21 protein-coding genes and 1 pseudogene are annotated in these 20,611 nt (G+C 65.1%); 14 read left to right on the forward strand and 8 right to left on the reverse strand.

Going from position 1 to position 20,611, the window contains the following annotated elements:
- From DUPY_RS22345 to DUPY_RS22355, 3 genes and pseudogenes are all read left to right on the forward strand, one after another.
- Positions 1–186 (forward strand): annotated as a pseudogene (locus DUPY_RS22345) (HutD family protein); the annotation flags it as partial.
- 9 nt (positions 187–195) lie between these two features.
- On the forward strand, positions 196–1,440 hold the full coding sequence (hutI, locus tag DUPY_RS22350) for an imidazolonepropionase (RefSeq protein WP_070251226.1): 1,245 nt from the start codon (positions 196–198) through the stop codon (positions 1,438–1,440).
- Positions 1,441–1,528: 88 nt separating this feature from the next.
- Positions 1,529–3,073: an ABC transporter permease/substrate-binding protein gene (locus DUPY_RS22355; protein WP_070251391.1), complete on the forward strand. Its 1,545-nt coding sequence runs from the start codon at positions 1,529–1,531 to the stop codon at positions 3,071–3,073.
- 182 nt (positions 3,074–3,255) lie between these two features.
- Here DUPY_RS22355 and DUPY_RS22360 read toward each other — a convergent pair whose 3' ends face one another.
- Together DUPY_RS22360 and DUPY_RS22365 are read right to left on the reverse strand one after the other, a co-directional pair.
- On the reverse strand, positions 3,256–3,747 hold the full coding sequence (locus tag DUPY_RS22360; RefSeq protein ID WP_070251228.1) for a GNAT family N-acetyltransferase: 492 nt from the start codon (positions 3,745–3,747) through the stop codon (positions 3,256–3,258).
- Positions 3,744–4,652, reverse strand: coding sequence for a DMT family transporter (locus DUPY_RS22365; RefSeq protein WP_070251230.1), 909 nt, complete (start codon positions 4,650–4,652; stop codon positions 3,744–3,746). The genes DUPY_RS22360 and DUPY_RS22365 overlap by 4 nt, the downstream gene beginning before the upstream one ends.
- A 165-nt stretch (positions 4,653–4,817) precedes the next feature.
- Between DUPY_RS22365 and DUPY_RS28475 the strand changes: the two genes are divergently transcribed.
- Genes DUPY_RS28475 through DUPY_RS28480 form a run of 4 tightly spaced genes read left to right on the forward strand, consistent with a single transcriptional unit; the run spans position 4,818 to position 5,934 of the window.
- Positions 4,818–4,955 carry a hypothetical protein gene (locus tag DUPY_RS28475; RefSeq protein ID WP_167359099.1) on the forward strand — a complete coding sequence of 46 codons (138 nt, stop codon included), beginning with the start codon at positions 4,818–4,820 and terminating at the stop codon, positions 4,953–4,955.
- Between the two features lie 37 nt (positions 4,956–4,992).
- Complete coding sequence (locus DUPY_RS22370; protein WP_070251232.1) at positions 4,993–5,499, forward strand: DNA-deoxyinosine glycosylase; 507 nt, start codon at positions 4,993–4,995, stop codon at positions 5,497–5,499.
- A gap of 52 nt (positions 5,500–5,551) precedes the next feature.
- Positions 5,552–5,776, forward strand: coding sequence for an addiction module protein (locus DUPY_RS22375; protein WP_070251234.1), 225 nt, complete (start codon positions 5,552–5,554; stop codon positions 5,774–5,776).
- Positions 5,773–5,934 carry a hypothetical protein gene (locus DUPY_RS28480; RefSeq protein ID WP_167359100.1) on the forward strand — a complete coding sequence of 54 codons (162 nt, stop codon included), beginning with the start codon at positions 5,773–5,775 and terminating at the stop codon, positions 5,932–5,934. Before DUPY_RS22375 ends, DUPY_RS28480 begins: the two co-directional genes overlap by 4 nt.
- Positions 5,935–6,119: 185 nt before the next feature.
- On the opposite strand, the gene DUPY_RS22380 is transcribed toward DUPY_RS28480, so the two are convergent.
- The 3 genes from DUPY_RS22380 to DUPY_RS22390 all read right to left on the reverse strand — a co-directional run bounded on the left by DUPY_RS22380 (position 6,120) and on the right by DUPY_RS22390 (position 9,571).
- A complete protein-coding gene (locus DUPY_RS22380; protein WP_070251236.1) occupies positions 6,120–7,322 on the reverse strand; it encodes a tetratricopeptide repeat protein in 1,203 nt (400 codons plus the stop codon).
- Positions 7,323–7,462: 140 nt separating this feature from the next.
- Positions 7,463–8,683, reverse strand: a complete 1,221-nt coding sequence (locus DUPY_RS22385) for a DUF2863 family protein (protein WP_070251238.1) — start codon at positions 8,681–8,683, stop codon at positions 7,463–7,465.
- A 15-nt stretch (positions 8,684–8,698) separates the two neighbouring features.
- Positions 8,699–9,571, reverse strand: a complete 873-nt coding sequence (locus DUPY_RS22390) for an HDOD domain-containing protein (RefSeq protein WP_070251240.1) — start codon at positions 9,569–9,571, stop codon at positions 8,699–8,701.
- A 200-nt stretch (positions 9,572–9,771) separates the two neighbouring features.
- On the opposite strand from DUPY_RS22390, the gene DUPY_RS22395 reads away from it, so the two are divergent.
- Positions 9,772–10,347, forward strand: a complete 576-nt coding sequence (locus tag DUPY_RS22395; protein WP_070251242.1) for a DNA-3-methyladenine glycosylase — start codon at positions 9,772–9,774, stop codon at positions 10,345–10,347.
- On the opposite strand, the gene DUPY_RS22400 is transcribed toward DUPY_RS22395, so the two are convergent.
- Both DUPY_RS22400 and DUPY_RS22405 read right to left on the reverse strand, forming a co-directional pair.
- Complete coding sequence (locus DUPY_RS22400; protein WP_070251244.1) at positions 10,249–11,946, reverse strand: methyl-accepting chemotaxis protein; 1,698 nt, start codon at positions 11,944–11,946, stop codon at positions 10,249–10,251. The two genes, DUPY_RS22395 and DUPY_RS22400, sit on opposite strands and share 99 nt — an antisense overlap.
- Positions 11,947–11,970: 24 nt before the next feature.
- On the reverse strand, positions 11,971–12,438 hold the full coding sequence (locus DUPY_RS22405; protein ID WP_070251247.1) for a cache domain-containing protein: 468 nt from the start codon (positions 12,436–12,438) through the stop codon (positions 11,971–11,973).
- Positions 12,439–12,674: 236 nt separating this feature from the next.
- On the opposite strand from DUPY_RS22405, the gene DUPY_RS22410 reads away from it, so the two are divergent.
- The 4 genes from DUPY_RS22410 (at position 12,675) to DUPY_RS22425 (ending at position 17,252) form a co-directional block, all read left to right on the forward strand.
- Positions 12,675–14,066, forward strand: coding sequence for a KamA family radical SAM protein (locus DUPY_RS22410; protein ID WP_070251249.1), 1,392 nt, complete (start codon positions 12,675–12,677; stop codon positions 14,064–14,066).
- Between the two features lie 5 nt (positions 14,067–14,071).
- Entirely contained in the window at positions 14,072–15,406 is a 1,335-nt protein-coding gene (locus DUPY_RS22415) for an MFS transporter (protein ID WP_229255468.1), read from the forward strand.
- A gap of 4 nt (positions 15,407–15,410) precedes the next feature.
- Positions 15,411–16,301, forward strand: coding sequence for a 2OG-Fe(II) oxygenase (locus DUPY_RS22420; RefSeq protein ID WP_070251251.1), 891 nt, complete (start codon positions 15,411–15,413; stop codon positions 16,299–16,301).
- 96 nt (positions 16,302–16,397) lie between these two features.
- On the forward strand, positions 16,398–17,252 hold the full coding sequence (locus DUPY_RS22425) for a fumarylacetoacetate hydrolase family protein (RefSeq protein WP_070251254.1): 855 nt from the start codon (positions 16,398–16,400) through the stop codon (positions 17,250–17,252).
- A 9-nt stretch (positions 17,253–17,261) separates the two neighbouring features.
- On the opposite strand, the gene DUPY_RS22430 is transcribed toward DUPY_RS22425, so the two are convergent.
- Positions 17,262–18,620 (reverse strand): aspartate aminotransferase family protein, encoded by a 1,359-nt coding sequence (locus DUPY_RS22430; RefSeq protein WP_070251256.1) that lies wholly within the window; start codon positions 18,618–18,620, stop codon positions 17,262–17,264.
- Between the two features lie 118 nt (positions 18,621–18,738).
- Here DUPY_RS22430 and DUPY_RS22435 point away from each other — a divergent pair, with 118 nt between their 5' ends.
- Together DUPY_RS22435 and DUPY_RS22440 are read left to right on the forward strand one after the other, a co-directional pair.
- Positions 18,739–19,293: a carboxymuconolactone decarboxylase family protein gene (locus tag DUPY_RS22435; RefSeq protein ID WP_070251258.1), complete on the forward strand. Its 555-nt coding sequence runs from the start codon at positions 18,739–18,741 to the stop codon at positions 19,291–19,293.
- Between the two features lie 304 nt (positions 19,294–19,597).
- Entirely contained in the window at positions 19,598–20,596 is a 999-nt protein-coding gene (locus tag DUPY_RS22440) for a serine hydrolase domain-containing protein (protein ID WP_229255469.1), read from the forward strand.
- The last annotated feature ends 15 nt before the right edge of the window (positions 20,597–20,611 follow it).

Here is a 20,611-nt window from a genome sequence, read left to right on the forward strand (position 1 = left end):
CCGCTGCCCCGCCGCAGCGGCACCACGCTGGTCTTCCTGGCCGATGGCGAGAGCCTGTCGGTGTGCAGCGCGCGCGAACGGCTGGCGCTGGTGCGCTACGACTTGCTGGTGCTCGAGGGCGAACAGGACTGGACGCTGGAATCGGCCCAGGCCACGGTGTTCGTCGTCGATCTCATCGCCAATTAAAGGCTGCCCATGGCGTGGGACCTGTTGTTCATCAATGTGCACCTGGCTACCATGGCCGGCGATGGCGCCCATGACGAGAGCGGCTACGGGGCGATCCTCGATGGCGCGATTGCCGTCAAGGACGGCCGCATTGCCTGGCTGGGACCACGGGCGGCCTTGCCCACAAACCAGGCCGCCACCGTGCACGATGGCGGCGGCTGCTGGCTCACGCCCGGCCTGATCGACTGCCACACCCACATCGTCCACGCAGGCAACCGCAGCGGCGAATTCGAAGCGCGCCTCAACGGCGCCACCTACGAGGACATCGCCCGCGCCGGCGGCGGCATCATGTCCACCGTGCGCGCAACGCGCGCCGCCAGCGCCGACGAACTGCTGGCGCAAAGCCTGCCGCGCGTGCGCAGCCTGCTGGCCGAGGGCGTGACCACCATCGAAATCAAGTCCGGCTATGGCCTCGACCTGGCGTCGGAGGAGAAAATGCTGCGCGTGGCACGCCGCATCGGGCGCGAGCTGCCGGTGCAGGTGGCCACCACCTTCCTGGGTGCCCACGCGCTGCCGCCCGAATACGTGGGCCGCGCCGACGACTACATCGACGCCGTGTGCGCGATGATCGCGCCGCTGGCGGCTGCAGGCCTGGTCGATGCGGTCGATGCGTTTTGCGAGCGCATCGGCTTTTCGCATGAGCAGACCGAGCGCGTGTTCCAGGCGGCGCAGGCACACGGCTTGCCGGTCAAGCTGCACGCCGAGCAACTGTCCGACCAGCGCGGCGCCGAACTGGTGGCGCGCTACGACGGTCTGTCCGCCGACCACCTCGAACACCTGAGTTCCGAAGGCATCGCCGCCATGGCCGCTGCCGGCACCGTGGCCGTGTTGCTGCCCGGCGCCTATTATTTTTTACGCGACACCAACCCGCCTCCGGTGAGCGCCTTGCGCGCGCTGGGCGTGCCGATGGCGGTAGCGACCGACTGCAACCCCGGCACTTCTCCGATGACTTCGCTGCTGCTGGCGATGAACATGGTGTGCACCTTGTGGCGCTTGACGCCGCAGGAAGCGCTGGCCGGCTGCACCGTGCACGCGGCGCGCGCACTGGGCCTGCACGACCAGGTGGGCACGCTGGCGGTGGGCAAGCGCGCCGATTTCGCGCTGTGGCGCATCGCCCGCCCGGGTGAGCTGGCGTACGCGATCGGCTTCAATCCGTGCCAGGGCGTGGTCAACGCTGGCATATTGCGTTCGCCACAGGTGCTCCCGGCCGGGTAAGTTCAGCCAATGGTAAGCTGGCCGGATTGACCACTGATTCGGAGACTTTGTGCACGCACGACCGCCAGCCTGGCTGCCCCTGATTTTCATGCTGTGCACCTTGTGCTCCTGGTGCGTTCCGGCGCATGCCCTTGACGATACCCTGCACGTCGGCTCCAAGCGCTTCACCGAGTCGTACATCCTGGGCGAGGTGCTCACGCAAGTGGCCGCGCCGCACGCCAGGGTCACGCACTTGCAGGGCCTCGGCAATACCGCCATCGTGCTCGCTGCCCTGCAGGCCGGCCGCATCGATGTCTATGCCGAATACCTGGGTACCATCGACCTCGAAATCCTCAAGCATCCCAAGGCGACGTCGCTCGAGCAGATGCGCAAGGAACTGGCGCCCATGGGCCTGGGTATCGCCGTGCCTCTGGGTTTTAATAATACCTACTCGCTGGCCATGCGCGGCGATGCCGCCGATACCCGCACCATCGCCGACCTCGCCAAACAGCCGGCGCTGCGCTTCGGCCTGTCGCACGAATTCATCGGCCGCGCCGACGGCTGGCCGGGCCTGGCCAGGACCTACGGCCTGCCGCAGCGTCCGCAAGGCCTTGATCACGGCCTGGCCTACGAGGCCCTGCGCCGGGGCCAGACCGACGTTATCGACATCTACTCCACCGACGCCAAGATTCGCCAGTACGGCTTGCGCGTGCTGGACGATAACCTTGCTTACTTCCCCCGTTATGATGCCGTGCTGCTGTACCGGCTCGATGCCGTCCGGCGTTTCCCCGCAGCGTGGACGGCCATCGAAAAGCTGGAAGGACGCATCAGCGCCGACGCCATGATCGCCATGAATGCAGCCGCTGAAATCGACGGCAAGAGTTTTAGCCAGGTGGCGCGCGAGTGGCTGGCCGCCGGCGGACCGGCGGGCGCCAAGGCCAATGTGGCGCCAAGCGCCGCAGCATCGACCACTGGCGCATCGACCGCAGCGGATGCCCGGCCGGCATCGTCCTGGCGCACCGGATTGGCCGGCAAAATATTCGATGAAAACCTGGGCCGCCTCACGCGCCAGCACCTCATGCTGGTCCTGGTGGCGGTGGGACTGGCCTGCCTCATGGGCGTACCGCTCGGCGTGCTGGCAGCGGTCTATCCGCGCCTGCGGCAACTGGTGCTGGGCGTGACCGGCGTGCTGCAAACGGTGCCGTCGCTGGCGCTGCTGGCCTTGCTGATACCGCTGCTGGGGATGATAGGCACGGTGCCGGCGCTGATCGCGCTGGTGGTGTACGCGCTGCTGCCCATCGTGCGCAACACCTGCACCGGGCTATTGCAGGTGTCGCCCGGCTTGCGCATGGCCGCGCTGGCGCTGGGCTTGCGCCCAAGCCAGCGACTGTGGCTGATCGAGCTGCCGCTGGCGCTGCCGGTGATTCTGGCCGGGGTGAAAACGGCAGCGGTAATGAGCGTGGGCACGGCCACCATTGCCGCCTTCATCGGCGCCGGCGGTTTTGGCGAGCGCATCACGATCGGGCTGGCGCTCAACGACAACCAGATGCTGCTGGCCGGCGCCATTCCGGCAGCGGTGCTGGCGCTGCTCACGCAGGCCGTGTTCGAGCTGCTCGAGCGTTTTGCCAGCCGGGCGCCCGCGCCACGACTGTAAGCCGGTACGGGGAAGTTGCCGGTTGATGTAAAGCCGTGTAAGCAGATTTTGCAGCGCGTAAGGGATTGTAATGCCTGTCCGCGGGCGGGCAGGGCGCGGCTATAGTGAACCCGTTGCAACGTCTCCCTCCCCCTGACAACGGGTTCAGTCCCGCGATGACTTCCCGTGTCGCGGGAATTTTTTTAGCGCTGGGCAGACAGTTGGGTGAGCGCTTCGCCGGTAACGCGGCAAATGCGCCAGTCGGGCATGATGGTGGCGCCCATGCCTTCGTAGAACGAGATGGCGCTGGCGTTCCAGTCCAGCACCGACCACTCGAAGCGGCCGCAGTCGCGCTCGGTGGCGATTTGCGCCAGCGCGACCAGCATCTGCTTGCCGTAGCCGCGACCGCGCATCGACTGCTTGACGTAAAGGTCTTCCAGGTACAGGCCTTTCTTGCACAGGAAGGTGGAAAAATTATGGAAGAACAGCGCGAAAGTGACGACTTCGCCGTCGGTCTCGCCGACGATGGCCTCGCAGGTGGGCTTGTCGCAAAACAGCGCCTCGTGCAGCATGGCTTCGTCGGCGACGACCATGTGTTCGAGCTTTTCGAAGACGGCCAGTTCGAAAATCATGCCGAAGATGGCAGGGATGTCGGCCGGTTCGGCCGGGCGGATGATCAGTTCTGATGTACTCATGTATTTTTGACGGTAACAGAAGGAGGTTGCAACGCCCAGGCGACGCTGGACAGACACAATACCATGCCTGCCCATTCGACCGCGCCGGGACGGTAATGTTCGAGCTGGATCGACAGCAACACCGAGATCACCGGCGTGACCACGCCAATGTACACGGCCTTGTCCGAGCCGATGCGGTGGATCAGCGTGAAGTAGGCGGCAAACGCGATCACCGAGCCGAACAGCGACAGGTACAGCAAGCCCGCCCAGTACTGCGGCGCACGCGACAAAGTGAACTGCTGGCCGCTCACCAGCACCCACGCCGCCACCAGCAGGCTGCCCCAGGTCATGGCCCACGCCATACCCAGCAACACATTCGATGAATGCTCGCGCACCTTGATCACCAGCAAGTTGCCGACCGTGCTGGCGATGGTGGCCAGCAGCGCCAGCACCAGGCCCAATAAAAAGTGGCCGCTGCCGCCAAGAGACAGGTCGCGCCAGGCGCCGGCGATGGAATGGGAAAACAGCAGGATCACGCCGAGGATGGCCACGCCGCCGGCCGCAAACGTGCGGCGGCTGACCGCGGTGCCGAAGGCGTAGCGGTTGAACAGCGGGTTCCAGAACACCATCAAGGCGAACAGCACCGCCACCAGCCCGGAGACCAGGTATTGCTCGGACGTGTAGGTACAGATATAGCTGAGTGCGAAAGTGGCCAGGCCTTGCGCCAGCAGCCAGCGCTGCGCGCGCCAAGGCAGCCACAGCTTGTCGCCGCGCACTGCGCACCAGGCGAACAGCACCGCGCCAGCCAGGCCGAAACGGTAGGCCACCGAGACCGCCGGCGCCACCTCGCCCAATTGCAGCGTGATGGCGAAGAAGGTGGAGCCCCAGATCAGGCAGGCGGTAATGAAGAGCAGCGGTGTTGACATCAAACCAGTATAGCTGTCCGGCCAGTAACTTGCCTAGCTGCCATTTTTCCGGGACCCTTTTCCCCGGTGTTGGCTGATCACATTAAATTATGTAAAGACAAGGGAAAATTATCAAAAACGAACTATGATGAATTCGTGCATACACCACTTGAACCGGAGGCGGTCATGAAAACCGCGCTGCAAATTAAAGTTGTTTCCGTGATTCTCTACGTTGCCGTGAGCACCGCCCTGGTGCTGATGTTGTCCGAAGAGCCGATCCAGAGCGCCGTCCAAACCCTGTTCGGCCACTCGCTGTTCCGTTGACGGTACAATTGCCGCCATCTTGTTCACGAATGGCGCAATGGAACGAAAACAGTGCTTCGCCCCGGTCGTCGACGCCAACACGCGGTTGCTGGTGCTGGGCAGCTTGCCCGGCGAAAAATCGCTGGCCCAGGCGCAGTACTACGCACACACGCAAAACCGTTTCTGGATGTTGATTTCGGCCGTGATCGGCACCGACCTGGTGCCGCTGCCGTATGACCAGCGCCTGCAGGCCCTGCTGCGTCACGGCGTCGGTTTATGGGACGTGGTGGCGGCAGCCCATCGCACCGGCAGCCTGGACAGCGCGATCCGCCACCGCGACGACAACGACTTGCCCGAGCTCCTGGCGCGCCATCCCCGGATCACCGCCATCGCCTTCAACGGCGGCACCGCCCACAAGCTGGGCATGAAGGTGCTGGGCGAACACGCCGCGCACTACCGCATCGCCGCGCTGCCGTCGAGCAGTCCGGCTTATACCTTGGCGTATGCGGAAAAACTGACGCAGTGGATGGTGTTGCGGGAGATGTCTGATTCGGTTGCTTTCTGACTGAACTGAGCAGCGCTTCAATGGGGTAGGATAGGATTTGAAGGAGAGCGCCATGCAAACGCCAATTGAATTGATCACTACTGAAGCAATGAAGCTTACGACGGACGAGCGCGAAGCGATCGTGCAGGTGCTGATTGCCAGTCTCGAAAACGATGCACCGGCTGACGAAGCACTGGCAGCTGAGGTCGAGCGCCGTATCGCTGAAATTGAAAATGGAACGGTAAAAGCTATTCCAGTTGATGAGGCCCTGGCCCAGATTCGTGCGAGTCTCAAGTGAAGCTGACGATCGCTCCCGCAGCACTTTTAGAGTTGCAGGAAGCTGCTGATTTTTACAGCGCACAAGCGGGTGTCGGATTAGCGCAAGCCTTCTTGGCCGAGTTCGAGAGGTCAGTGACACTGATCCTTGGTTCGACTCAATTGGGTTCTGTATTTTGAGGTAAGCGGCGCCGTTACGCTCTCCGCAGGTTTCCCTATGACCTGATTTACCAATTGACCCCAGGTGAAGTCAGGGTGATCGCAGTTGCCCATCAACGGCGACGACCGGGTTATTGGCAGATTCGGAAATAGCCGATTGGCAATATGCCACAAGATGTTGTCGAGCTACGTACCATCTCACTATTTTACTGCTGTTTCGGCGCCGCCTCGCGCAGCCGGTTGCGCTTGGCCGCGTACAGGTCGTGGGTGTCGCGCGAGGTGCTGTTGTCGATCGCCGCTTGCAGGTGGCGTTCGGCGGCGCGCACGTCGTGCAACTGGTAATTGGCCACCGCCAGCCAGTAGTGCAACTCGTGGTAGTTCGGTACGCGGTCCAGTTCGCGCTGGAACAAGGTGCGCGCGCGTTGATAATCGCCGCGCGCCATCGCTTGTTGGCCCTGGTGATAGAAGTAGAACGGCGGATACGGTTCCAGCAGGCGCAGCCGTGCGCGCAGCAGTTCCGCTTCCTGCGGGCGCTGGGCGTGGTCCAGCGTCTGCGCCAGGTTGGACAAGTAAACGGTGTTGTCGGGCGCGCCGCCCAGCGCATGGCGCAGCGCGCGCTCGGCGGCTGCATGGTCGCCGTGGCGCTGGTAGATTACGCCCAGGGTGTTGTAGGCGTTGAGAAAATCCGGGGCGGCGACCACGGCCTGGCGCGCCGCCCAGTAGGCGTCGTCCACGTGGCCGGCCGCCAGCAGCTCGGCGGCCCGGTTGTTGAGGTACATGGCCACCACCGTGGCCTGCGTCAACGGCTGGGCGCGGCTGCGCGCCGTGTCCGGGATCGGGATGAAATCGACCACCAGCGGATGGTCGGCGTTGAGGGTATAGCCGAGGCCGGCATTGCCGGCATCGATGCGCTTGCGGTCGAGCACCAGGTTCACATGGTTGCTGGAAAAATACAGATTGCCGCTGCGGCTCCACACTTCGCCCACGTCGATCTGCTGGAATTGCACCGCAAAGTTCAGCTCGCGCGCCAGCGCAGCGGTCATGATGGCCAGCGACAGGCAGTTGCCCGAGCGCGCAGCAAAGGTTTCTGCTGCGGTGCGGGTAATGACGGCATCGTATTCGAGCTTGAGCTGATCGCGCCGGTACAGCGCGTCGAACAGGGCCTGGCGCTTGTCTGCGGTCTTTTTCGAACTGCCGAGCTCGTCGTGCAGATAGCGCCGCATGGCGTCGTCGACGGCAAACAGCTGGGCCGTGTCGATCGGCTTGTCCGGCTGGTTGAACGACTGGTCCTGGAACAGGCCGGGCGGTGGTACGCGCGTGGCGCCGAGGTTGGCGCAACCGGATAACACGCTGCAGACCAGCAGCAGGGACGCGAACAGTCCCAGCCGCAGTGGTGTCGATGGCTTCATGATCGTCTCCTTCGGCGACGCCAGTGGCGTGCGCCGCTGCGGCGCACCATGCCGGCACCGCCAGGCAGCGGACTCTATGTTCCGCTTGAAGAAAAAGTATCCGCCGCTATCGGGCCGAAGTCAAAGACAAAAAAAGTTCGTCACGCCAGCGGCCGCACATCGACCGCGTTGCCGTCGGCATCGAACCGCAGCGCGACCGAGACGTCGGCCAGACCAATGCTGGCCAGTGCGTCGCGCAGGTCGTCCACTTCCACTTCCAGGTCGGCGGTGAGATCGAGTGGCTTGTCGGCCGTGGCCAGCACCGTGGCGCCAGCGGACAGTTGCACGCGCAGCAGCATTTCGTCGTCGATGTCGGTGGGGGCGATGATGGCCGACAGCTGGTCCGGCGCGTGGCCGGTCATGGCGCCGTTCATGGTGGCGAGGATTTGCAGGGTGGCGTATTCGGCCACGGCCTGCTCGCGCGCGCCGAAGAACAGGTCCTGGTACAGGAAGTTGAGCGTCAAGTTGGCATCAACACCGCGGCCACGACCCAGGCAGCGCGCCACCATCGGCGCGAAATCGGCGGTCCATTGCTGATAGGCGTCGGCCCGTTTGGCGAAATAGGCGTCGGCCGCTTTTTCGCTTTTCGGCACCTGGTAGAACGGGTCGTCGGCGCGCTTCAAGGCAAAGCCGAGCAGGAAGCGCACTTCCACCGCGCTGTCCTCGAGGCCAAACGCGGTGGCCGTCCAGCCCTGCGCCATGCTTCGTTCCAAAGCAGGAGCAGCGGTGAGTTTTTTCTCGGTCAGCGAATTGGCTGCCTCGCGCAGCATGGCGTGCAGCTGGCCGTAGCTGATACGTTCGACTTCTTCGAGGTCGTAGGCGTGGCTCACCAGGACCACCTTGGCTTTCGGGCTTTCCAGGCCGGCCGTAGTCAGGCTGGCCAGTACGGCGTCGTAGGCGGCGCTGTCCTGGAAATCGAACGCCGGATCGAGGCCGCCCTGGCTGTGCACGAACACGGGAATCGCAAACGCGTCGATCTCGATGTCGGCCGAGCCTTCGCGGCGCAGCACCAGGTTGGCGGCGCCTTCCTCGATGGCGTTTTTCAGGTAGCGGTAGCCGTCCACCGATTCGTCGCGCGCCAGTTCCACCGCGCCGTACAGCACCTCGTCCTTGCCTTGCGTGAGCAGGCGGCGCAGCAGACGCTGGAACTCGATGGCTTTTTGCGCCAGGTCGGCGCGGGTGGCGGCGGCGACGATGTCGGGATTGGCTTCGCCGTCCGACAGGTCCAGCGCTAGCGCGCACAGTTCGGTGGTGTTCTGCTCATCCTTGACTTCAGGCGAGGTGGCGGATTTACGGGGGACGGGACGCTTATTCTTGGGCATGCGGATGGGGGATCTTTATCGTTCGTTGTGAAAGGCTTCGTGCAGCTCGTCGAGCAGGTCGGCCACTTCGTCCTCGGTCAGACCAAGGTGCTGGCAGGCCAGTTCGCCGCCTTTTTCCCACTCGTGGGACAGGGTGCGGCCGAAGAAGCGCTCGATGCCTTTTTCGGCCAGCAGGGTCAGCGCCACCAGCGAGCGCACGGCGTCGTCGGTGGCGGGGTCGTCGAGCACGCGGTAGTCGTGGTGCAGCAGGATCGCCCACGAGACGTCGGGCGACAGGCCCCAGTTGCGCGCCAGCAGGCAGCCGATGGCCGCGTGGTTGGTGCTGAAGCGCTCGTCCTCGATCTCGGTGAAGCGGCGGCGCGGTTCGTCGCAGGCGTCGTCGTAGGTGGCGGCGTAGTCGGCAAAGCGGTCCATCAGCAGCGGCACGCCGATGTCGCAGAACAGGCCGAACGTGTGGGCGATGTCGGCGGGGGCGATGCGCAAGCGGCGCGAAGTGAACATCAGCGCCTGCGCGCGCCGCATCGAGATTTCCCAGAACGCGCTCAGGTCCGCGCCCTGGCCGTCGATGGCGCGCCGCGCCAGCAAGCCGGTGAGGGTGGACGCGCACAGGTCCAGGCCCAGGAAATTGATGGCCTGTTCGACCGACTTGGCCTTGCGGGCGGCGCCGAAGAAGGGCGAATTGGCCAATTTCAGCAGGGCGCCCGACATGCCGACGTCGTTGCCGATGATGCGGGCAATCGTGCGCGGCGAGGGATCGGCCTTGGCCAGTTCGCGTTGCAGGTCCACGAGCAAGCTCGGCCGTGGCGGAATGCGGATGGAGCGCATCAGCGCTTCTTCCACCGCGTTTTCTGCTGGCATAGGCACTGCTCGGGCTGCAACTGTGGTCATGGTGCGGGATCGTCGGAATGGGTGGGCGGCGCAAAAGCGGCACATGCGTACCCGTCATTATCACCGCAAGCGCTGGCAGCTTGCGCGATTTTCTGGCTTTTTTATTGCTTCTTGAACATATTTCGTCCGCTATTTGCATCGCGGCCGCACGTTTGATAACGTTTTGTCAGTTTTTTTGTGGCTTCCTTTACAATCTGGCCATGAGCAAAATCATTGCCGGAATTGATTTCGAAGCGCCGTCGCATGTCGTCGCGCGCCAGTTGATCGGCGTCACCGTGCTGGTGAACGGCGTGGGCGGGCGCATTGTCGAGACCGAGGCCTACGACCGCGAGGAACCGGCCTCGCACTGCTATATCGGCGAGACGCCGCGCAATTTTTCCATGTTTGGCCCGCCGGGCCGCAGCTATGTGTACCGCTCGCACGGCATCCACTGGTGCCTCAATTTCGTCTGCCGCGAGAATGGCCACGGCGCCGGGGTGCTGCTGCGCGCCATCGAACCGCTGGTGGGGCTCGAGCAGATGCGAGCCAGGCGCGGCCTGGACGACGAGCGCCTGCTGTGCTCTGGCCCGGGCCGTTTGTGCCAGGCGCTGGGCGTCACCCGTGCCGACAACAACCTGCCGCTCGACGGCCTGCCGTTTCAGGTGAGCGCGCCGGACCCCGCTACCGTCATCGAGGTACTAGCCGGCCCGCGCATCGGCATTTCGAAAGCCGTGGAGCTGCCGTGGCGCTTTGGCCTGGCGGGCTCGCGCTTTCTGAGCAAGCCGTTCCGCCAGTGACGGCGGCGCCGCTGCCACCAATTCCGCCACCGCCACGTCGGTAGCGTCAGCGCCGCCCAGCTGGAACACCGACACCGCCTGCGACAGGTGCACCGCCTGCTCCTGCAGGCTCTCGGCCGCTGCCGCCGCCTGTTCCACCAGCGCCGCGTTCTGCTGGGTGACGTCGTCCATCTGGCCTACCGCCTGGTTCACTTCCGCGATGCCCTGCGCCTGTTCCGCGCTGGCCGCGCTGATGCGGGCGATGATGTCGTTGACCTGCTGCACCGACGCGACGATATCGACCATCCGCTCGCCGGCCTGGTGCACCGAGGCGCTGCCGCTGTCGATGGTGGCCACCGACGCCGAGATCAGCGCGTTGATCTCCTTGGCCGCCGCCGCCGAGCGCTGCGCCAGCGTGCGCACTTCCGACGCCACCACTGCAAAACCGCGCCCCTGTTCACCGGCGCGCGCCGCTTCCACGGCCGCGTTCAGGGCCAGGATATTGGTCTGGAACGAAATGCCGTCGATCACGCTGATGATGTCGACGATCTGGCGCGAGCTGGCGCGGATGGTGGCCATGGTCTGCACCGCCTGCTGCACGGCGGCGCCGCCGCGCTGCGCCATGTCGGAAGCGCCCGCCGCCAGCTGGCACGCTTCGCGCGCGTTGGTGGCGGTCTGCTGTACCGCTTGGGTCAGGCTGTCCATGGCGCTGGCGGTTTGTTCGAGCGAACTGGCCTGCATTTCGGTGCGGGTGGACAGGTCCTGGTTGCCGCTGGCGATTTCGTGGGCGGCCGTGTCGATCGAACGCACCGCGCCGAGGATGGTGGAAATGGTGCGGGTCAGATTGCCCATGCTCTGGTCGAGCAGGCGCGCGGTGTCGGCGATTTCATCGCGGCCCAGGTTGGCGCGGCCGGCGCCCAGGCGGCCCTCGGCCAATGCGATCACCACCTCGCCGATGCCGCGGATATCGCGCAGCATGGCGCGCCGCACCGCCATCGTCACGCCCAGCGACAGCGCGATCGACAGCAGCACCAGCACCGCCATCGCGGTGGTCAGCGCGTGGAAGTCGGCGCTGGCGCGCGCGTGGGCTTTTTCGCTCAGGCTTTTTTCGAGCTGCGACAACTGCGCCAGCTGGTCGTTGAGCACCAGGAACTGCTTTTCCGCGCGGGCCATGGCGTTGGTGGCGATGCTTTGGTCCATCTGCGCCATGTCCATGGTTTCCAGTACCGCCTTGCGGTACTCGGCCAGCGCCTTCAGCGATTGCTCGACGTAGCGCCGCTCGTCGCCCTGGGTGGCGGCGGCAGCCAGGCGCCGCAGCTGGTCTTCGATGCCGGCGTGGCGGGTCTTGATCTGCAGGCCCAGGTCATCGAGGCGGCTCTGGGCGAAGCTGCCGTTTACCCACGCCAGCAACTGGTAGATGTGGGCATGGGCATAGCGCGCCTCGCCGGCCACGTCGGCCGTGGTTTTCAGGCGCGCGGCGCGCACCTGCACCAGGTTTTCCAGCGAGGCGTTCTGGCGCACCATGCCGATCGACGCGGCGCCTGCCGTGACGATCAGCAGTACCAGCACCAGGCCGGGCGCAAGCAGCAGTTTGGGGCCGATCCGTAATTTTTTCAGCATGGCGCTCTCCGGTCTGGGATGGGGTCACTTCTTGTAAATGCCGGCTTCGAGCACGACGTCGCCCACGCGCAGGATGTAGGTGGTCTTCGGTTCGAGCTTGCCGGTGGCGGGATTCTTGTACTGGTAATCGACCCAGCCGCTGCCTTTTTTGGCGGCGAGATCGATGATCTCGCGCCGGTATTTTTTACCGCTGGCGTCCGGCACGTCGGTGAGATCCTTGCCGACGATGGACGGGTTGACCGGGTGCGCCAGCACGATGCCCGTGTTCAGGTCGCGGATGTCCACGTACAGCGATCCCTGGATGAAGCTCGGGTCCCTGGCGGCCACCTTGCGGATCATCTCGTCCTTGCCGTGAGCCTTGATGAAGGCGGCGCCGCGTTCGGCCATGGCGATGGCGTCTTTTTCGGTCGGCTCGGCAGCGTGCACCGGCAGGGCGTAGAACGACAGCATGGCGGCAGCGGTAAAGGTGGCCAGCACGGGTAGCAGTTTCATGGCGAATTTCCTTATGGGAAAGAGTGGAGGGAGAGGTGAACTGTACCGGCGCGGAGCTGCCATCAAATTGCGATGCCGCAAGTTATAGCCGTAAGGAAAGTCCGGCTGTCGCAGTATCGTCACTTGCCTCAAGACCTCAAAACTTTCCAAGGATCACTTGATTAATGGCAATTTACTGCGCGCATGGCCGCCCTAGCATCGAGTTTTCGCCCTTCCACTGCCACAGGAATCCAGCCATGACTACCAACGCTCCCGCCAAGTTCAAGCCGTACACCCGACAGACCATCAGCAACGCGCGCCAATGGGACTGGCTCGCGCCCGATTTGCAGGAAGCCGTGCAGGTGGTGTCGCACGTGCTGCCATTTCGCACCAACGAATACGTGCTCGACCAGCTGATCGACTGGAACAACATTCCCGACGATCCGATTTACCGGCTGGTGTTCCCGCACCGCGACATGCTTGCGCCCAACGACTACGCCCGGCTGCGCGAACTGGTGCTGGGCAATGCCAACCCGGCGGCGCTGGCCGCGCTGGTGCGCAAGCTGCGCCTGCAAATGAATCCGCACCCGGCCGGGCAGATGACGCACAACGTGCCGCACCTGGAGGGCGTGCCGCTGCGCGGCTTGCAGCACAAGTACCAGGAGACCGTGCTGTTCTTCCCCAGCGCCGGCCAGACCTGCCACGCCTATTGCACATTCTGCTTCCGCTGGCCGCAGTTCGTCGGCATGGACGACCTGAAATTCGACGCGCGCGAATCGACCGGCCTGGCCGCCTACCTGAAAACCCAGCCGCACATGACCGATGTGCTGATCACCGGCGGCGACCCGCTGGTGATGAATACCCGTTCGCTCGAAGCGATCATCGAACCGCTGCTGGCGCCCGAGCTGGCGCACATCCAGAACATCCGCATCGGCACCAAGTCGGTGGCGTATTGGCCGCAGCGTTTCGTCAGCGACCGCGATGCCGACGACTTGCTGCGCCTGTTCGAGCGGGTGGTCGCCGCCGGCGAGAACATGGCCATCATGGGCCACTATAACCACGCGGTGGAACTGCGCCAGGAGATCGCCCAGCAGGCAGTCAAGCGCATCGTCGGCACCGGCGCCACCTTGCGCATGCAGGGACCGCTGATCCGCCACATCAACGAAGACCCGAAAAGCTGGGCCGAGCTGTGGCAGACCGGCGTGCGCCTGGGCGCTATTCCGTACTACATGTTCGTCGAGCGCGACACCGGTCCGCACGACTACTTCCAGCTGCCCCTGGTGCGCGCGCACGAGATTTTCCAGGCCGCGTACCAGATGGTGTCTGGCCTGGCGCGCACCGTGCGCGGACCGTCGATGAGCGCCTTCCCCGGCAAGGTGGTGATCGACGGCGTGGTCACCATCGGCGGCGAAAAAGTGTTTGCGCTGCAGTTCCTGCAAGCGCGCAATCCGGACTGGGTGCGGCGGCCGTTTTACGCCAGGTTCGATGCGCAGGCGACGTGGCTCGATGAACTCAAGCCGGCCTTCGGCCAGGACAAATTCTTCTTCGAGGAAGCGGGCGGCAGCCGCAGCGAGCATGGTCATGGCCACGCACTGGCCGGCGAGCGCAAGGTGATCCAGCTGGTGACCGCCGGCAGCCGCGCAGCATAACCACCATGCGCGACGCCGACCGCCACAAGGGCGACGCCAACCACGCCGGGCGCGGCGTACCGCCGCCGGCCGCCACCGCGCCGGCCCTGTCGCGGCGCATGGTGTTCCTGACGGTGTTCCTGCCGTTCGCGCTGGGCCACTACCTGTCCCAGCTGATGCGGATGATCAACGCCACGCTGGCGCCGGACCTGACCGCCGCGCTGGCGCTCACGCCCGGCCAGCTGGGCCTGCTCACCAGCGCGTTCTTCTTTGCCTTCGCGCTGGCGCAGTTGCCGGTGGGCGTGGCGCTCGACCGCTGGGGGCCGGCGCTGGTGCAGTTGCCGATGCTGGTCATCGCGGCGCTGGGCACGCTGGCCTTTGCGGGTGGGCGCGATTTTGCCCAGCTGCTGGTGGCGCGCGCGGTGATCGGCTTCGGCGTGGGCGGCTGCTTCATGGCGGCGGTCAAGGCGCTGTCGACCTGGATCACGCCGGCGCGGCTGCCGTCGGTGCAGGGCTACCTGATCGCCGCCGGCGGCCTGGGTGCGGCGTCAGCCACGCTGCCGGTACGCATCGCGCTCGAGCACGTGGACTGGCGCAGCCTGTTCATCGCGCTGGCGTCGGCGCTGATGTTTACCGCCGTGCTGATCCGGCTGCTGGCGCCACCGCAGGCGGCCGTCGTGCAGCGCCAGCCGCTGCGCGCGGCCATGGCCGAGATATGCCGCCACCCGTCGTTTCGCGAGGCGGCGCAACTGGTGCTGGTGCCGCACATGGTGTTCTTCGGCATCCAGGGCCTGTGGCTCGGCCGCTGGCTCGGCGACGTGGCCGGCTACTCCGAAGACCAGGTCAGCTGGCTGCTGTACGTGGGCATGGGCGCAGTGATCGTCGGGGCGATCGTGGTGGGCATGATCACCGAGTGGGCAGGAAAGCGCGGCGTGCGGCCGGTGCGGGTGGCCGCTGCCGGCGTGGCGCTGTTCATCATCGTGCAGGCCGGTTTCGTGTGCGGCTGGCGACCCGGCTACGCGGTGCTGGCGGTGCTGTTCACCCTGGTGGGTACGGTCACCGGCATCGAGTACACGATGGTCGCGCAAGGCTTGCCGGGCCGGCTGACCGGGCGCGCGACCACCTGCCTGAACCTGCTGATTTTTCTGGGCGCGTTCGCGGTGCAGGCCGGCTTCGGGCTGGTGCTCGATGGCTGGCAGCCGAACCTGCGCGGGCAGTATCCGGCGCAGGCTTACCAGGCGGGCTTTGCGTTGCTGATTGCGCTGCAGGCGCCGGGACTGGCCTGGTACGGTTGGCGGCGCTGGAGGCGTCCGGCGCCTTCCGGTAGAATGGACCATCACCCGGCCACCAGCACCAGATAATCCCATGCCCGACGCTTTCGCCACTGCTGCCGTGCTCGCCTCGCTGCCACCGTCGTGGCAGGACTGGATCGCCGCCAACCTGGCGCGTGGCTGCAGCCCGCTCGACATGGCCAACAGCATGGCCCGCTCCGGCCAGTACACCATGGAGGTGGCGCGCGCCGCGCTCGCCGAGGCGGTGCGCCAGCGTGGTGGTGCAGACGCCGGCGCCAGCATTTTCACGCCGGCCCAGGTGATGCCGTTCATCGACACCACGCGCAACAAGATCGTGGTGGACCAGCGCGAAGTCGAGATCCTGTTCGTGCTCAAGAGCCCGCAGGTGATCTTGCTCGGCAACGTACTGGGCAGCGAAGAATGCGACGCCATCGTCGCGCATTGCGAGTCCGGCTCCAGCAGCGGCTATTCGCGCTCCACCGTCACCGGCGCCGACGACGGCTCGAGCGTGGTGCACGAGGGCCGCACCAGCGAGATGGCGTTTATTGAACGCGGCGAGGTTGATATCGCCGAGCGCATCGAACGGCGCCTGGCCGCGCTGGCGCATTGGCCGGCCGAATGCGGTGAGCCGTTCCAGCTGCAAAAATATGCGAGCACGCAGGAATACCGGCCCCACTACGACTGGCTCGACCCCGACACCACCGGCCACCGCAGCCACCTGGCGCGCGGTGGTCAGCGCCTGGCCACCTTCATTCTGTACCTGACCGAGGTGGAGCAGGGCGGCGGCACCATCTTCCCCGGCCTGGGCCTCGAGGTGTATCCCAAAAAGGGCAGCGCGCTGTGGTTTCTCAACACCGACAGCAACCACCAGCCCGACCGCCAGACCCTGCACGGCGGTGCGCCGGTGGTCACCGGCACCAAGATCATCGCCAACAAATGGCTGCGGCAGGAGCGTTACGGCTGAGGCAAGGGGGGCCGAAGAACCGTAGCGGGCTGCGCAGTAGGTTGTCCGGCCCCACGGCGTTACAATGCCAAGTCCTGTACCGATTGAAAGTGAACCATGAGACTTGTGCGCTACGGCCGTCCCGGCAAAGAACAACCTGGCATGATCGACGACGAGGGCAAGCTGCGCTCGCTGGCCGCCGTCATCGACGATATCGACGCGGCGCAGCTGGCCCCCAAGGCACTGCGCAAGCTGGAAAAAATCGACCCGGCCACGCTGCCGCTGGTGCGCGGCAACCCGCGCTTCGGCGTGCCGGTCAAGCACGTCGGCAAGTTCGTCTGCATCGGCCTCAATTACTCTGACCACGCGGCAGAAGCGAAGATGCCGCTGCCGAAAGAACCGATCGTGTTCATGAAGGCCATCACCGCGCTCACCGGCCCGGACGATCCGATCATGCTGCCCAAGGGGTCGAAAAAGACCGACTGGGAAGTGGAGCTGGGCATCATCATCGGCTCGCGCGCGCAGTACGTGACGGAAGAGGATGCGCTGAAATACGTGGCCGGCTACACGGTCGTCAACGATGTCTCCGAGCGCTCGTACCAGCTCGAACGCGGCCCGCAATGGGACAAGGGCAAAGGTTGCGACAGCTTCGGCCCGGTCGGCCCTTGGCTGGTCACGCCGGAAAACATCGGCGACGTGCAAGACCTCGACCTGTACCTGGAAGTGAACGGCAAGCGCATGCAAACCGGTAACACGTCCACCATGATCTTCACGGTGGCGCAGATCGTCAGCTACCTGTCGAAATTCATGACGCTGGAACCGGGCGACGTGATCGCCACCGGCACGCCGCCGGGCGTGGGCATGGGCCTGCCGAAACCGCGCTTCCTGAAAAAGGGCGACCAGGTTCGGCTGGGCATTCCCGGACTGGGCGAGCAGCAGCAGGAAGTGATCGACTGGCAGCCACGCAAGTAATCACCGCTGTCAGCGCATGCTGGCCAGCGCCAGCGTGACCGCCCTGGTCAGCCGTTCGGTGATTTCGGCCAGGTCGGCGTCGCTGGCGATGAAGGGCGGCGCCAGCAGCACGTGGTCGCCGCGCACGCCGTCGATGGTGCCGCCCATCGGGTACACCATCAGCCCGCATGCCATGGCCTGCTGCTTGAGCGCCGCATGCAGTTTCAAGGCGGGATCGAACGGCTCCCTGGTGTCGCGGTCGCGCACCAGTTCCACCCCGATCAGCAGGCCCCGGCCACGGATGTCGCCCACGTGGGGATGGTGGCCCAGTGCCTCGCGCAGCTGCGTGCGCAGCACGGCGCCACGGCCGGTGACGGCGCCCAGCAGGTTGTCGCGCCGGATCACCTGCTGCACCGCCAGCGCGGCGGCGGCGGCCACCGGGTGGCCCATATACGTATGCCCATGCATGAACACGCCGCTGCCATCGCGCAGGCGGTCGATAATCGGCGTGCGCGCCAGCACCGCGCCGATTGGCTGGTAGCCGGCGCCCAGTCCTTTACCGAGGACCACCAGGTCGGGCAGCACGCCTTCCTGCTCGAACGCGTACAGCGTGCCGGTGCGGCCCATGCCGCACATCACCTCGTCGGCGATCCACAGGATGCCGTACTTGTCGCACAGGCTGCGCACGCCGCGAAAGTAGCCGGGCGTGGGCGGCACGGCGCCGGCGGTGGCGCCCACCACGGTCTCGGCGCAAAAGCCGATGATGCGCGCCGGTCCGGTCTTGACGATGGTGTCTTCCAGCTCGCATAGCAGGGCGGCCGTGTAGTCTTCCACGCTCTGGCCGGGCGCGCGGTCGTGGTACTCGAAGCACGGCGCCACGCGCGGCACGTCGATCAGCAGCGGTGCGAACGGCTTGCGGCGCCATTCGTTGCCGCCGATGGCCAGGGCACCGAGCGTATTGCCGTGGTAGCTCTGGCGGCGGGCGATGAACACGCTGCGCTGCTCCTCGCCGCTTTCCACAAAATACTGGCGCGCCAGCTTGAGCGCGGTCTCCATCGCCTCCGACCCGCCCGACACCAGGTACACGTGATCGAGGTCGCCCGGGGCGTCGTTGGCCAGCCGCGTGGCCAGTTCCTCGGCCGCCTCGCAGGTGAAAAAAGCCGTGTGGGCGTAGGCGTTGCGGTCGATCTGGGCGTGCATGGCAGCGAGCACCTCCGGATGCGCATGTCCCAGCGACGACACGGCGGCGCCGCCGCTGGCGTCGAGATAGCGTTTGCCGTCGCGGTCGTGCACGATCATGCCGGATGCCGATCCGACGACAGGCGGCATGTGGCGCAGGTTGCGGTGAATCAGGTGGCTGGGGTGATGGGCGGCGCTGGGGCGGTTCATGGACATCCTTTCTGGCAGGTGGGTTCTTGTGATTGCCAGCAGACAATATCGTCGTTCAGCTTGTCTTCTGTTGATCTATGCCGCACCATGCTCAGAAAACTTTACTAGGAGTAAGCACATGACCGATCGCCTGGGACCTATACCGTTCGCGCAGATGAGCGCCAGCCAGCAGGTAGCGGCGCAAGCGGTGATCGACGGCCCGCGCGGCGCGCTGTACGGGCCGTTCGTACCGTTGATACGCAGTCCCGAATTGATGTCGGCCGCCCAGCGCATGGGCGAATACCTGCGCTACCGCAGCGCCCTCGGCACGCGCCTGACGGAACTGGCGATCCTGGTCACGGCGCGCCAGTGGAGCCAGCAAGTGGAATGGGCGATCCACGCCCCGATCGCGCGCGAATACGGCATCGCCGAGGCAACCATCGCCGCGATTGCCGAACGGCGCCAGCCGGTGGGACTGCCAGCCGACGAAGCGCTGGTGCTGGAATTTTGCCTGCAACTGCACCAGCAACAACGGGTGGACGACGCCACCTACGCCGCCGCACTGGCCGCCTTCGGCGAGCACGGCGTAGTGGACCTGATGGGCATCAACGGCTATTACACGTTCCTGGCGATGGTGATGAACGCGGCGCAGACGGCGGTGCCGGGGACGGATGCGCCGTTATTGCCGGATTGAAAAGAGCATCCTAGCCAGAGCCAATTTACGGTCTGGCGGCCAGTGCGACCGTAACAACTTCCCATTGCCTCAGCCATTCAGCGGTTTCACTACAGCGGCTCTTGACCAGTCTGGTTGTGGATTCACGTATAATTACACTGTGCTTTCTGGGACTTGTTGGCTTAGGCCTTCCCCCGGGAACAAGCGAGTTAGAATGGCCCACTTCGGTGGGCCATTCCCGTTTTTGGCCTTGTTTTTTAATTTCCCCTGCGCCATGTCTGTCAATGTCGGTGGCCGTGTGGATGCCAGCTTAATGCATACCCCCTTGATTCAGCATTTTCAATACCTGCAGTCCACACTCCCCGGCGACGGCCCCGGCTTCAGCGCCCTCGTGCTCGAGCACGGCGAAGTCACGTTCGAACTGCACCACGGCCTGGCGTCGCTGGAACTGGGCGTGCCGCTCTCGGCGCGTTCGATGTATTACCTGGCGTCGGAATCGAAGCAGTTCACTGCTGCTGCCATCATGCAACTGGTGCAGGCGGGCCGCATCGCGCTCGATGACGATGTGTGTGTACACTCGCCGGAACTGGCCGGCTTCGAACAGCCGTTTGCGCTGCGCAGCTTGCTCAATCACAGCAGCGGCATTCCCGATTATTTCCAGTTTCTGCAATGCCAGCCCGGCCGCCACGAGGCCGACTATTTCAGCAACCGCGAGATCATGGCGCTGATCACCCGCATGGACCAGGTGGCGATGCCGACCGGCACCGCGCATCGTTACAGCAACAGCAATTACATCCTGCTCGCCGCCCTGGTCGAACGGCTGAGCGGACAACCGTTGGCGCGCTACGTGAAGGAACAGCTGCTGCAGCCACTGGGCATGAAACACTCGGGCTTCGACGACGATCGCCAGAACGTGTTGCCACACCGCGTGTTCAGCTACGAGGAAGACGCGGCGCGCCCGTTCGGCTACAAGCAGCAGCTCGGCAACGCCAACACGGTCGGCGATGGCGGCATGGTTGCGAGCGTGGAGGAACTGGTGTTATGGGAGCGTGAGTGGCATCGCCAGTGGGCCGAGCCCGGCAGCGTGCTGCGCGCGATGCTCGAACCCTCGGCGTTGCAAGACGGTTCGATACCGGACTACCGCTGTGGACTGGAGTGGGTGCAGCACGATGGCCACGATGTGGTGTTCCACGGCGGCAGCCTGTGGGGTTTCAATACCATACTGCTGCGATTGCCGCAGCGGCAGCAGTCGGTGATCTTGCTGGCCAATACCGACCGCGTGGACCGGGACTGGCAGCAGCTCGTCGCCGCTGCCTTGGCGTAACGAAGTCAAGGGGAC

This window comes from Duganella phyllosphaerae, from assembly GCF_001758785.1.
GTDB classification, from domain to species: Bacteria; Pseudomonadota; Gammaproteobacteria; order Burkholderiales; family Burkholderiaceae_D; genus Rugamonas; species Rugamonas phyllosphaerae.